Source organism: Helicobacter magdeburgensis (assembly GCF_000765825.2).
Taxonomy (GTDB): domain Bacteria; phylum Campylobacterota; class Campylobacteria; order Campylobacterales; family Helicobacteraceae; genus Helicobacter_C; species Helicobacter_C magdeburgensis.
This window is the reverse complement of sequence record NZ_JRPE02000003.1, coordinates 93,610-107,012: the sequence shown is the minus strand read 5'-3', so window position 1 is coordinate 107,012 and position 13,403 is coordinate 93,610. Positions and strand designations below refer to the sequence as shown.

The 13,403-nt window shown below is 40.4% G+C and carries 12 protein-coding genes; 1 reads left to right on the top strand and 11 read right to left on the bottom strand.

The window, feature by feature from the left end:
• The first annotated feature begins 7 nt into the window (after window positions 1–7).
• The gene (locus LS74_RS02945) at window positions 8–964 is read left to right on the top strand and encodes a fumarylacetoacetate hydrolase family protein (RefSeq protein ID WP_034586824.1); all 957 of its coding nucleotides are present in this window, start codon (window positions 8–10) and stop codon (window positions 962–964) included.
• Here the strand turns inward: LS74_RS02945 and LS74_RS02940 are convergent.
• The 11 genes from LS74_RS02940 to hisF all read right to left on the bottom strand — a co-directional run bounded on the left by LS74_RS02940 (window position 945) and on the right by hisF (window position 13,256).
• Complete coding sequence (locus tag LS74_RS02940; protein ID WP_034586828.1) at window positions 945–2,192, bottom strand: glycosyltransferase family protein; 1,248 nt, start codon at window positions 2,190–2,192, stop codon at window positions 945–947. The two genes, LS74_RS02945 and LS74_RS02940, sit on opposite strands and share 20 nt — an antisense overlap.
• A 24-nt stretch (window positions 2,193–2,216) precedes the next feature.
• Window positions 2,217–4,517: a hypothetical protein gene (locus tag LS74_RS02935; RefSeq protein WP_034586831.1), complete on the bottom strand. Its 2,301-nt coding sequence runs from the start codon at window positions 4,515–4,517 to the stop codon at window positions 2,217–2,219.
• 85 nt (window positions 4,518–4,602) lie between these two features.
• Window positions 4,603–5,496, bottom strand: a complete 894-nt coding sequence (gene mreC, locus LS74_RS02930; protein ID WP_034586834.1) for a rod shape-determining protein MreC — start codon at window positions 5,494–5,496, stop codon at window positions 4,603–4,605.
• 8 nt (window positions 5,497–5,504) lie between these two features.
• Window positions 5,505–6,539: a rod shape-determining protein gene (locus LS74_RS02925; RefSeq protein ID WP_002956029.1), complete on the bottom strand. Its 1,035-nt coding sequence runs from the start codon at window positions 6,537–6,539 to the stop codon at window positions 5,505–5,507.
• A gap of 80 nt (window positions 6,540–6,619) precedes the next feature.
• Window positions 6,620–7,894 (bottom strand): ATP-dependent protease ATP-binding subunit ClpX, encoded by a 1,275-nt coding sequence (gene clpX / locus LS74_RS02920; protein WP_034586848.1) that lies wholly within the window; start codon window positions 7,892–7,894, stop codon window positions 6,620–6,622.
• Window position 7,895: 1 nt separating this feature from the next.
• Window positions 7,896–8,687, bottom strand: a complete 792-nt coding sequence (lpxA, locus tag LS74_RS02915) for an acyl-ACP--UDP-N-acetylglucosamine O-acyltransferase (protein ID WP_034586836.1) — start codon at window positions 8,685–8,687, stop codon at window positions 7,896–7,898.
• 11 nt (window positions 8,688–8,698) lie between these two features.
• A complete protein-coding gene (gene fabZ / locus LS74_RS02910) occupies window positions 8,699–9,190 on the bottom strand; it encodes a 3-hydroxyacyl-ACP dehydratase FabZ (protein WP_034586838.1) in 492 nt (163 codons plus the stop codon).
• Between the two features lie 47 nt (window positions 9,191–9,237).
• Window positions 9,238–10,368, bottom strand: a complete 1,131-nt coding sequence (locus LS74_RS02905; protein ID WP_034586841.1) for an epoxyqueuosine reductase QueH — start codon at window positions 10,366–10,368, stop codon at window positions 9,238–9,240.
• A gap of 253 nt (window positions 10,369–10,621) precedes the next feature.
• Entirely contained in the window at window positions 10,622–11,899 is a 1,278-nt protein-coding gene (rlmN, locus tag LS74_RS02900) for a 23S rRNA (adenine(2503)-C(2))-methyltransferase RlmN (RefSeq protein WP_236096781.1), read from the bottom strand.
• Window positions 11,899–12,486 (bottom strand): 5'-methylthioadenosine/S-adenosylhomocysteine nucleosidase family protein, encoded by a 588-nt coding sequence (locus LS74_RS02895; protein ID WP_034587937.1) that lies wholly within the window; start codon window positions 12,484–12,486, stop codon window positions 11,899–11,901. The genes rlmN and LS74_RS02895 overlap by 1 nt, the downstream gene beginning before the upstream one ends.
• A gap of 11 nt (window positions 12,487–12,497) precedes the next feature.
• Window positions 12,498–13,256 (bottom strand): imidazole glycerol phosphate synthase subunit HisF, encoded by a 759-nt coding sequence (hisF, locus tag LS74_RS02890; RefSeq protein ID WP_034587938.1) that lies wholly within the window; start codon window positions 13,254–13,256, stop codon window positions 12,498–12,500.
• Window positions 13,257–13,403 lie beyond the last annotated feature (147 nt).

Genomic DNA, 13,403 nt, shown 5'->3' with positions numbered 1-13,403 from the left:
ATTAAAAATGAAATTTGTAAGCTTTGTGCCTTATGTGTGCGATTTGTATGTTAAAGATTCTGCCCTAGATGCGTTTGCCCTTTTTACCCAGCCTTGTGAGCTTGGACTACTCATAGAAGATAGTAAAAATGGTGATAAAATCTATCCCTTTTCTAAACTTTTTGTGAGTGATATTCCTAGAATCTACACTGATATGCTGACATTTATTCAGTTTCACACACAAGAAATGCTAGATTCTATGCAGCAGTTTCACACCTGCCCCTATGCGTTTTCTATGTCGCAAGTTACACTTCTAGCCCCTATCCCGATGCCTAGACAAGATGTGATTTGCCTAGGGATAAACTACCTTGATCACGCTAGAGAATCAGCAGCCTTTAAAAAGGAGATTTTTGATGAAAAGCGTGAAAATGCGGTGTATTTTAGCAAACGCGTGAATTACGCCACGCCCCATAATGCCCCCATTGCAGCCCATAGCCATTTAACCCAAAAGCTTGATTATGAAGTAGAACTAGGCGTGATTTTAAAATCCCATCTCTATCAGCCCAAAACCAAGCAAGAAGCACTAGATTCTATCTTTGGCTACACGATTATTAATGACATTTCTGCTAGAGACATTCAGCAAAAACATAAGCAATGGTATATGGGTAAATCCCTGCAAGGCTCTCTGCCTATGGGACCTTGTGTGCTTTATGCTAAAGATGTGAATCCACAAAATCTCGCCATAAAAAGCTATGTCAATAATGAGCTAAGGCAGGATTCTCACACTTCATTGATGATATGCGATGTAGCAAGTGCGTTGTATGAGCTATCGCATTATTGTCTATTACAAGCGGGAAGCATTATCTCTATGGGGACGCCAAGCGGTGTGGGTATGGGCTTTAACCCGCCAAGATTCTTACAAAAGGGCGATGAAGTGGTATGCGAGATAGAATCTGTCGGGAGTCTTAGAAATGTTGTTGTATAGTGTAAGGCTCTTTTTGAAGTGGCGTTTGCTCTAAAAGCTCTGTGAGCGTATCGCGGATTTTTTGGACATTTTGATTGATATTAAGCTCTAAGGCAGCGATGTGGGAATTTTGCTTCTTTTTGCTTATCTCTTCTGTGCTTAGGGCATTTAGGGCGTGAGCTAGAGAATCTAGGCTAAAATCGTGCGAGATGATAGCATTATCATATTTTTCCGTAATGCTTTGTAGGCTCTCAATAGGCGGTAAAAGCAGAGCCAAACGCGACTGAATATATTCAAAAAATTTATTTGGGATTGTGGCAAGGAGATTGTGATTATGCTGTGGAATGTATATAAAACCTATATCATAATCATTCCCAAATGGCACTATTTGCTCCAAACTCACCGCGGGTAATACCCTGACATTACAGCCTTGCTTTTGTAGCCTTAAAATAGCAGATTCTATCTTTTTACGATATTCTTGTGTCCCGCCTGTGAAAATAAAGTCCATACAAAACCGCTCATCAAGCTTTTGACATAAATAAATAATCTTATGAATATCGCGATTTTTGTTTAACGCTCCGTGGTAGAGAATCTTAATGCTTTGGGGATTTATGGGCTTGGGACTAAGCTCATAATATGGGGGCAGTGAGAGTAAAAGCTCGGCTTTCAAGCCAAAATGCGTTTTATATAGCTCACAAAATCGCGGTGATACACTAAAGATTCTATCCGCCCTTTGAGCATAAGTTTTACACAAATAAGTGTTAAATGCCTTAAAAAGTAGCCGCCAACGCAGTGAGCTTGTATTTTGGAATGGGTAAAACTCCCTTGCATCAAAGATAACGCGTGTAGATTGTGCTTCCTGCCTGTTGCTTTTAGAATCTAGTCCTGCAAATAACACTGGCAAGAGCAGTAAATCGTGGCAGATAATCACATCATATCTATGCGTTTTGATATGCTCCTTTACCACAAGGCGATTTTTAATAAAGCTTAGCCTATCCCACCGCCTACACATCACATCAAGCCATAATCGTAGCTCACCAAAAAAATTACGCCTTTTCGCATAAGGATAGCTAAAGGTCGCAATATGTGGAATCTTAGGCATAGCACTGCCATCTTCATTATCAATCCCCATAACGCTTACTTCATACTTGCCCTGCTTTATCTCATCTTTGAGTGCTTCTAAGATTCTCATAGGACGCGGACAGGTGGAGATATTTGCCGCCGCTAGAATGAGAATGTGCTTTTTCATATATTTTTGATTTTGCTTATCGCTTTAGCTTTGAGTTTGTGTAATGGCATCTATAAACGCCAAGATTCCTTCATACTCTTTCATCTCATCGCCCACTACCCTAGCCTTTGCCCCAAGATCTCTAAGATTCTCAATATACGCCCTATCCCCCGATACAAAATGCCCTAAAAGTGCCGCTGCTTTTTCTACATACTCTTTAAGCGAAAAGGCAAGGAGAGGAAGTTGGGATTCTTTAATAAGTGCAAATGCGTTATCAAAGTCCGCCTGTGTTTTATGTGAGCCATCTTTATGCGGGATACTCTGCCAAGCTTGAAGTGAGGTTTGAATGCCTTCAATGCGTTGCTCTTGTGGAATCTTACTTAAAGTGATACTTAGCCCACCTTTTGCCACATACTCTATGCGGCTCTCGCCCTGCTCTAACGGGAAACTATCAAGCCATATATCAATGATATGCCCATAGATTCCACTATCTATATAGCCTGTGAAATGCACCCTTTGTAAAAATGCTTGAGCCTCTGCCTCTTGTATAAAACAGCTTGTGATACACTCACTTATAAGGCTTTCATTCCCCCCACCACAGGCTAGATAAATGCTTTGCGGATAGCGTTGCATTATCGCAATCACGCATTGCCAATACTCCTTAGAGTTTAGCTTTGTTAATCGCCCGATACTCCCTAAAATCACGCTATCTTGTGGAAACTCACTGCGGATTTGAGCGATTTTTTCTTTAGCTTGTGAATCTAGCGGGGGATTATAGAATCGCTCTAGCATTTTCACCGGCACACCATAAAACTCATAGCCCTCGTGAGAAATACGCCGTTTATTTTGACAAATATGTGTCATTTTAGAATCCACGCAAGGCACATCATAGACAAAATTGCCGTGGGAATAATAAATCTGTGTCTTTGCACTGCGTGAAGCAAGGATAAAATCGCTTATACCATAGCCATTATTTGGGCTAAGAAGAATGCTGATATTATCGGTATTTAACGCCTCTTTGATAGCAAGGGCTTTTTGCAAGTGAGAGTTATAAAAGCCTTGTGTATGAAAGCCTGATACTACATCAATCACGGGAATGCCAAGATTCTCATAAGATTGCACGATTTTTTCATCATCTACACTTTTTTCAAATAGCTTCATCGCATAGATTCTTATCTCATAACGCTCCTTAAAGGCTTGATTGCTTAAAAGGTTGCTTAAAAGGCTAAATTCCACTTTATAAGGGGAATTTGCAACTAACCTATCACGCAAGATTCCTATGCGGATTTTATCCGTTGGCTGATGATTTGATACGCCATAAATGCCTTGATTTTTGGCAAAATGCTCATAATGCCTAACTGCCACCCTATCAATATCCTTACAAAATCTAGCCCATTGCTCCTGCGTGTGAAAGTTATTCCCACATAGATGATACATAAAAAACTGCATATACATCGCCTCATCAATGCCCTCCACTCCGCCATTTTCAAGCATAGTATAAAACAGCTCCCTCCACACTTCATAGAGTTCTAGCCACGCGTGATGATTAAAAAAATGTGAAACATTCCAAAAACAATGCAATTGCCAATTCAAAATACTGCGTCTGCGTTGGCTTGGGTAGGCAAAATATACTTTTTTGTTAAGTTGATTTTTTAGGGCATTAAGCATAATTGACATATCTACACCTAGATTCTCAAAATGCTTGATTATAAAATTTGCGTGTTCTAGTGAAAGCGGAAGGTTTATATCCACAAGGCAGATAAGTGAAATATATTCAAGCATAAGCCTATCAAAATTGCCCATATCTCGCAGGATTTTCGCCACGATATACAGCTCAATAAACAAAAGATTTTCAACATCACTATTACCATCAGCAAAGAGATTGTTTTGTGCCATTGTGATAAACACATCAAAACGCGTATCCTGTGCCATATTCTCAAGCTTTGTATATGTAGAAATATGCGTAAAAAGCAAAAGAGAGAGATACTCCACCCCACACAACGCCCCCTGTGTCAGCAAGGTGTAGATTCTATCTCGCAAAAGCGTGATAAGCTCGGCTAATACAATCCTGCCATTTGAATGATTTGCAAGGAGCTTTATATCTGTATGCGTAAGGGAGCTAAACTCTTGCATAAGGGAATCTAAATGGGCTTTTGTAGAATCTTGCTGTATTGAAGCGATAATGATATGTAAAAACTCCATAAGCTTATCAAGCCGCTCTGTCTCATTTTGCTTTGTTTGGTGTGGCTCTCTATTGTTTAGCGTAAAATGCGGGAAGCTAGAATCTTGTGTTGCAAAATGGGCTTTTGTAGATTCTGCGGAATTATGAGAGATGTGCTTTTTCATTCTTTAGCCCCTATGTCTTAAAATCCTTGCTCTTTATCGCCATTTGATATTGTAAAGTTTTGCTTTATGTATCGTGGCTTCATTGCTACATATTAAGTTCTACATCATTAGATTCTATATTTTCTTGTGGCTCTTTTTGTGAATCTTGGGGCTGATTGCTGTGTATCTCATCTTGCAAGAGATGAAGCTGTGGTGTTTCCCTATCAATAATCCACACATAAGAAAGCTCACCCAAACTTGCATAGGGCTTGACTTCAACGCTCAAATATCCATAATTTTCACGCACATTCTCCACCACACCCACGGGGATATTTTCCAAAAAGATTCCATCAAGTCCGCTTGTAAAGACCTTATCTCCTTTGTGAATCTCAATCCAATCGGGGATATAATCCACAAGCAAATTTCCACCTGAAGAGCCAGAGACTATCCCCATAGCCCGACTCTGCCCGATATACACATCATAGTTGCAATTTGCATTGCCATTCAAAAAGCCCTCAACGCGTCCATTCTGCACCACCGCTACACCAAGGGCTGCATTATCTTTTACTATGCCAAAGATTCTATCTTCCAACGCCTCGCCCTTGCGATAGTTTGAGAGATTTGTATTCAGCCATACTCTATCTTTTTCCCCAAGCGTGGCAAATGAGATGATTCTCGCTAAATGAAAATCACTCAATCCGTGGGCAAAGCCATCTTGTCCCACAATTTTTTGATATTTAACAAGTTCGTTTTTGAGATTTTGATTTTCAAGGGAGAGTTTATCGTAATCTTGAAGCTTTTGATTTAAAGATTCTATCTGTGCGGCTTGATCAAAATGCCTATTGTAGGTATCAGCTATGCCCTCCCCTGTGTTTAAAAAGAAAGTTTTAATATAATCGCTCACACCCAAAATCTTTGCCCGAATCCCCTTATCCACTTCCATAAGCACCAAGATAGAAGCAATAAAGATAATCCCGAAGACAAGGATTTTATACCGCATAATCCGCCTTAGTCAAAAGCAAGTTGCGTAAGCAGGTCTAAATCCTCCATTGCCTTGCCCGTGCCTTTTGCAACACAAAGCAAAGGCTCTTCGCCCACATACACAGGCAATCGCACAATATCAGATAAATACTTATCAAGTCCGCGTATCAACGCACCACCACCGGTTAGCACAATGCCATTTTCCACAATATCTCCTGCTAAGTCTGGTGGCATAGATTCAAGCACGGATTTAAGGGCATTGCTTATCTCTCGCAACTGATCTTTCATCGCCTCTCTCACATCTTCGCTTGTTAGCTCAATAGTGTTGAGTAAGCCACTCACCTGATCGCGTCCTCTTACCTGCATTACAAGGGGCTTTTCCATAGGGGAAGCAGAGCCAATTTCAATTTTTATCTCCTCACCCGTTCGCTCCCCAATTAAGAGATTAAATTTCTTTCTCACATAATCCATCACCGCCACATCAAGCTTATCTCCGGCAACCTTAATTGACTTGCTTATCACCAATCCGCCCAAAGAGATAACACCAATTTCTGTTGTCCCACCGCCGATGTCAATAACCAAATTTCCCTTAGATTCTTGAATCTGTAATCCCGCTCCAATAGCCGCCGCCATAGGCTCTTCTATCAAAAATACCTCTCTAGCCCCAGCACTCATTGCCGATTCTTTTACCGCCTTTTTCTCCACACCGGTTAAGCCATAAGGGACACACACCATTATACGAGGACGGATAAGGCTTTTTCTTTTGTGAGCTTTCTCAATAAAATAGCGAATCATCTTTTCTGTCATATCAAAATCCGCTATAACGCCATCTTTCATTGGGCGAATGGCTTGGATTCCATCGGGCGTTTTCCCTAGCATATCTTTAGCTTCTTTTCCCACAGCAAGAATCTTGCCTGTGCTAAATCTATCCGCCTGCACCGCAACCACAGAGGGTTCATTGATGATGATACCCTCTCCCTTAACCAAAACCAAAGTGTTTGCCGTCCCTAAATCAATTGCAATGTCTTTGGAAAAAGTCCCAATGAGTCTGTCCATCAACATAAAAACTCCTTAAAATTTTGCAAAATTTTGTGGCGATTATACTCTTTAACACCTTTGCTTAAGCTTTTATTTTTCTTAATTTAAGCTCTTTTTTGCAGATTCTTTCTTTTTTTCACCATAAGCGGGGCTTGTTTATCTGTAATACACCCTTTTGAAATGCTAATCTCATAGCCCTCAAGCTCTGGCAATTCATACATTAAATCAATCATTGCTTCTTCCATAATCGCTCTTAAGCCCCTAGCTCCCGTTTTCCTACTGATAGCAAGCTCCGCAATCGCCTCAATCGCCCCTTTGTCAAATTTCAAATTCGCACCATCAAGCTCAAAAATCTTTTGATACTGCTTTATGAGTGCATTTTTTGGCTTTGTGAGAATCTCAACCATTGCTTCTTTGGTGATGGGGGATAATGTGCTTATCATATGCAATCGCCCGATGAGTTCAGGAATAAGCCCATAACTTATCAAATCATCAGGCTCAACGAGTTCTAGTAACGCATTCTCTTCACTCTTGCCCTTTTTCTCCCCGTGGAATCCAAGCACATTGCCGCCCAAACGCCTTTTAATAATATCACTCAAGCCATCAAACGCCCCACCGCACACAAACAAAATATCTTTTGTGTCAATTTGTATAAAATCTTGATTTGGGTGTTTTCTGCCACCTTTTGGCGGGATATTCACCACGCTACCTTCTATAATCTTGAGCAATGCTTGTTGCACACCTTCACCACTCACATCACGCGTAATAGAGCGATTTTCTGAAAGCCTTGAAATCTTATCAATCTCATCAATAAACACAATACCTTTTTCCGCTCTTTTCACATCGCCATCAGCAGCTTGAAGTAAGCGTGTAAGGATATTTTCTACATCTTCGCCCACATACCCAGCTTCTGTCAAACTTGTAGCATCTGAAATAGCAATAGGAATATCCAAAAACTTTGCCAAAGTCTGTGCCATTAGCGTTTTTCCACTCCCTGTGGGACCGATGAGTAGAATATTTGATTTTGACAACTCTACTTCACGCAGAGCATTACTTACTTGCTTTTCTCCTTGCAAGATACGCTTATAATGATTATATACCGCCACAGAAAAGACCTTCTTAGCAGAATCCTGTCCTATCACATATTCATCAAGCCTTGCCTTTAACTCTTTGGGACTTGGAGCCACCACATCAAAGCCCTTGCCCTCGCCATTTTGCCCATCATTTTGGGTATTTTCTGCCATATATTCATTAATAATCGTGTTGCCTGTTATCAAGCAGTTTTTGCAAATATACACTTCAGGTGTAACGCCAGAGGCTATAACCGGATTACTCACACTCTCTTTTGCTTTACAAAAACTACATTCTTTTACATTCATATCACTCACTTTGCATTCCTTTATTAAGAGGGATACCGCGTGTATTTGACAAAATAAACTCACAAATAGAGCGGCTTATTGGATTTGGATTCTTATCTAGCTCCTGCTGGGCTAGTTCGCGTATTGGGGCAGTATGTGAAAACAGAATCTTATACAAATGACTAATCTCATCAATCTCTTCACGAGTAAAAAGCTTGCGCATACGATGTTTGTTTAATCCTCTAATATAAGCCCTATTTCCTTCTGCAAGGCAATAAGGTGGCAAATCCTGCGTCAAAACAGAGCCTCCTGCAACCATACAGCCAGAGCCGATTTTAACAAACTGATGCACAGGTGTTAGTCCGCCAATATTCACATAGTCTCCAAGCTCCACGTGTCCGCCGAGCGTAGCATTATTTGCCAAAATGCATTCATTTCCCACGACACAATCGTGTGCAATATGCACATACGCCATAAAGAGATTCTTGTTGCCGATGATTGTTTTGCTATGTCCGCCGATCGTGCCGGGATTGAGCGTAGTAAATTCACGGATAAGATTCTCATCGCCAATAATGAGTTCCGTTTTTTCCCCTGCATATTTTAAATCTTGTGGTGGGACACCAACAGCGGCATTGTTAAAGACCTTATTGCCCCTGCCTAAAGTCGTCCAACCCGCAATATGCACATAATTACCTATCACGCAATCATCGCCAATAACGACATTTTCATCAATAATGCAAAACTCGCCAATAACGACATTTTTGCCTATTTTTGCACCCTCTTTTACAATGCTTGTTTTACCAATATTACTCATCTCTCCACCTCTTAGCTTTGGGCATCTGCAATCATCGCCTTGAGTTCAGCTTCAGATACAAGCTTATCATCAACAAAGGCTTTCGCTCCAAGCTGCCACACACTCCCTTTATGCTTAAGCACTTTGAGTTCATATACAAGCCTATCGCCTGGAACCACAGGAATGCGGAATTTTACATTATCAATTGTCATAAAATACACAATCTTGTTTTCAGCTTCAGCAACATTATCGCCAAACATACTTACAAATGCGAGTAGCCCACCCGCTTGAGCCATTCCTTCAATCTGCATAACACCCGGATAAATGGGCTTACTTGGAAAATGCCCCAAAAATACCTCTTCATTAATCGTTACATTCTTATAAGCTTTAATGTAGCCATCTGGCTTTGTGTCGTTACTATTACGGACAAGCTCCACCACCCTATCTACAAGCAACATTGGATAGCGATGGGGTAGAATCTGACGGATCTTTTCAACATCCATTATTCGGTTTTGTGTTTGCATTGACACTCCTTTTTGTGAAAAATTATTTGCTATTCTACCAAATTTTTTTAATATGTGGCGATAGCAAAAATACTACTTTCTTGAAAATACGCATCAATAAAAAGCTTCAAACTCCGCTCTATATGAGAATCAATCACTATAATGGGATTAAGACTATCCGCCCCACACAGCAAACCACGCAAAGCAAGTTCATCTTCATAAGGTGGCGGATTATACACCATTTCTTGCGTGTTGGCATAGCTTGTTTTTAGCAAAAGATTGAGCGTTTGGATACTGATAAACACGCTATCATCGCGTTTAGCATAGCCCATTTGTATGCTTTGCATCTGAGAGCGTATATCTTTGACATTTTGTTTGATATAAGTAATTGCCGCGGTTTTTACCATATTTTTGCTCCGAGAGTGCGTAATCACATACGAGCTTATGACTTTATCTCCATCAATACACACACTCCGCAAATTACGCCAAATAATCTTAGACTGCTTATATAACGCATATTCCCTGCCCTGTGCCTCACACTCATCGCGTATTTCAAATACACGCTTTCTTTGCTCATTGCTCCCGGGTGCAATTTGTCTGCCAATGTTACTCATTAGCTCAAGGGCGATTTGCTTTTGTAAATCTCGCTGTTTTATAAGCGCATATTGACAGCCACAATATGTTTGCTTATACAACCTATCTTTATTTGCCAACTCACTTTGGGCTTGTGTGCCACCATTGCTCCGCACATCAACCTTGATAAAATCCAGCCCATACCGCGAAGCAATCTCATCACCCTCCGCATAGAGAATCTGCTGCTCTTTTAATGGGCTTGAAAGCAAAGTAGAAGTGAAAGATTCTATATTCATTTTATGAGCGACTTGAGCAGTTTTTTCTAATCGCATATCAAAGCATTTCACACATCGCTCCCCTTTTTCTGGCTCATTTTCAAGCCCCTTAATATCAACAAACCACTTCTTTATCTCATATTCCCCCTCTAAAAGCGGAATATTGAGCATTTTACAGCTCCGCTCCACATCAAGCAAACGCAAATCATACTCACTTTTTGGGTGAATATTTGGATTATAAAAATACCCAATCATCTCGTGTTGCGGATAAATCTTTCTTAGCTCACTCAAAAAATAATGACTATCAACGGAACAGCAAATATGCACGAGCATTTTTTGTGTCGCACTCATTTTCTCTCCTTTGCCAAATACCAAAATGCCCCCACACCAACCACCGCCACAACAGCCAAAAACAACATCAAAATAATATCAAGCTCCATTTCTATCCTTTATCAAAAGTTTCATCATAAATCTAAGGGCGTATTATAGAATCTCAAGCGACAAAACGCCATTCCACCACTTAGATTCTAAATGTTTCATATGAAACATTTAGAATCTAAGTATCCACGCACAACTTTTCAAATCCTGCCTACAACAAATCGCTTCAAACTTTCGCTTTTTTAGACTTTTGCGTTATCTCGCCATTTTCACGCTTGATTTTCTCTCGTAATTGTCCGCACGCCGCACTAATATCAATCCCCTTAGATTCTCGTATCGTGCAGAGCAATCCTTTTTTGACTAAAAAATCAGCAAATGCCTTTACATCTTCCATAAGCGGTCGTTGAAACTCACTTCCCTCGTGCGGATTAAACAAAATGAGATTCACCTTTGCCTTAATCCCATTCAACAAAGCAAGGAGTTTTTTTGCAGCCTTTATATCATCATTCACACCCTTTATCATCAGGTATTCAAACATCACTCGCTTTCTGCTATCCACAGGAAAGGCTCTTACTTCATTCAAAACTTCAGCGATATTATATGCCTTATTAATAGGCATAAGCTTTGAGCGGAGTTCATCACTCACGGCGTGAAGCGAAATGGCAAGTTGCACGCCAAGATTCAGCTCTCCCAGCTTTTTAATCTTTGGGGCAATGCCACTTGTAGAAATCGTTTGCCGCCTAGCAGAGATACTTAGCCCATCTAGCTCGGCTAGAATCTTAATGGCTTGAGATACATTAGCAAGATTATGCAGCGGCTCTCCCATTCCCATATACACGATATTTACTCGCTTATTTGGAGCGATATTTGAATCTCTTTTCATCATCACCACCTGTTCTACTATCTCCCCCGCATTCAAATTCCGCACAAACCCGCCCTTTGCGGTAAAGCAAAACGCACAGCCCACCTTACAGCCAATTTGACTAGAAAGGCACATTGTCCATTTTTCATTCTCTAGAATCTTGCCCTTTTCATCAAGCTTTTTTTGCTTCATTTGGATAAGCACAGATTCAAAGGTGTGTCCGTCTTTTGTTTGAAACAAATATTTCTTACTCCCATCGCTACTTTTTTCAATCCGCACAGATGTGATTTGCGAGATGATAAAATGCGATTGCAAATGCTCCTGCATAGCCTTAGAAATATTATCCATTGCAGCGATATTATTTTCATAGTGATGATAGAGCCAGTGATACACTTGCTTGGCACGAAACGAGGGGGAAAGCAAAGATTTTAGCTCATTAAGCGTATAACTATAAAGGCTTGGCTTAGGATTCTGCGTTGTCTCTTTGATAAATTTGGGGGAGTTTGATATGAAAACTGCGTCATTATCGCTTAGATAACTCCTTGTTTTCATATCTGCACAACCCGCAAATTTACCTAAAGATACTTCCGCAGAGGCGTTGTTTGTGCTTTTACTAGATTCTACAATCCCCATAATCCCCATTACAGCCCCTTATGTTGAGCAAGATTTGTAGAGATTTGTTGGATTAGCTCACTATGATGGAAAAGAATCTCCTTGACTTTGTGATGATTTGCCATAAACTCACTATGTGCATTTTGGTGCGTATAGTTACTCACGCAAAACACACCCAAACAAGGAATATTAAAATATTGAGCGACTTTCATAATGCTAAAAAACTCCATATTTTCAAGCAAGATTCCAGCTTTAGCAAACCGTAGAGCAAGATTCTCATCTGTGGTAATGTAATTTGAGCTATTGACAATGGCTTTGTTTGCAAATGTTTCATATGAAACATTTTCCTGCAAGATTCCACTTTGGATATGATTATCTAGCGGCGTGTAAGCTTTATCCTGTAAAAAGCTTAACTCAATTTGTGTCGCACTATCAGCAATATACAAATCAAAAAGCTTCACTTCCTTGCTATACGCCCCAGCACTGCCTATAAACACGAGAGAATCCACACTCTCCCTTTGACAGATTTGCATTAGCCCTATGGCACTATCCACCAGCCCAACGCCTAATGACTTCGCAAAGCTAAAATCTTCTCCATTTCCAGCACAGACTATCATACGCCCACCCCCTATACTCTCACAGGAATCTTGCATTCAAAAAGATATTGTTTTAAATCTGCTATGGTAATTTCTTTGTAATGAAACACACTTGCAGCTAATGCCGCACTTGCCTCAGATTCAAACACATCGGCAAAGTCTTGCATCTTCCCTGCTCCACCGCTTGCAATTAATGGCACGGGAATGCTATGCACCACAGATTCTATCATTGCTCTATCATAGCCATTTTTTGTGCCATCAGCGTCCATACTTGTGAGCAGAATCTCCCCTGCTCCCCTATCGCATACCTCTTTTATCCATTCAAACAGATTTTTTCCGCTATCTATCCGCCCACCATTAAGATAGACATTCCACGAGCCACTTGGCGATTTTTTCGCATCAATAGCCACCACGATACATTGAGAGCCAAACTTTTTAGCCCCCTCATTAATAAGAGCAGGATTCTTAATCGCCGCACTATTAAGACTGACCTTATCACACCCCGCATATAACAAAGCCGATATATCCTCAAGCGATCCCACTCCGCCACCAACGCTAAAAGGGATAAATGTAACTTGAGCGATTTTCTCCACCACATCAAGCATTGTTTTGCGTTTTTCATAACTCGCAGAAATATCAAGCAGCACCAGCTCATCAGCACCCTCATCATTATATGCTTTTGCAATCTCCACAGGATCGCCCGCATCTTTTAAATCCACGAAATTCACACCCTTCACCACGCGTCCATCTTTAACATCAAGGCAGGGGATAATTCTTTTTGCAAGACTCATTAAATATAACTCCATTATCAATTAAAGAAATAATCAAACAGCAGATTCACATCTCACATAAAATCTTAAAATGCAGCATTTAGCGTGTATCATAGCCAAATACTCCTTAATAAAATAAAATATTTGCATATTTTTACTATAATTGAT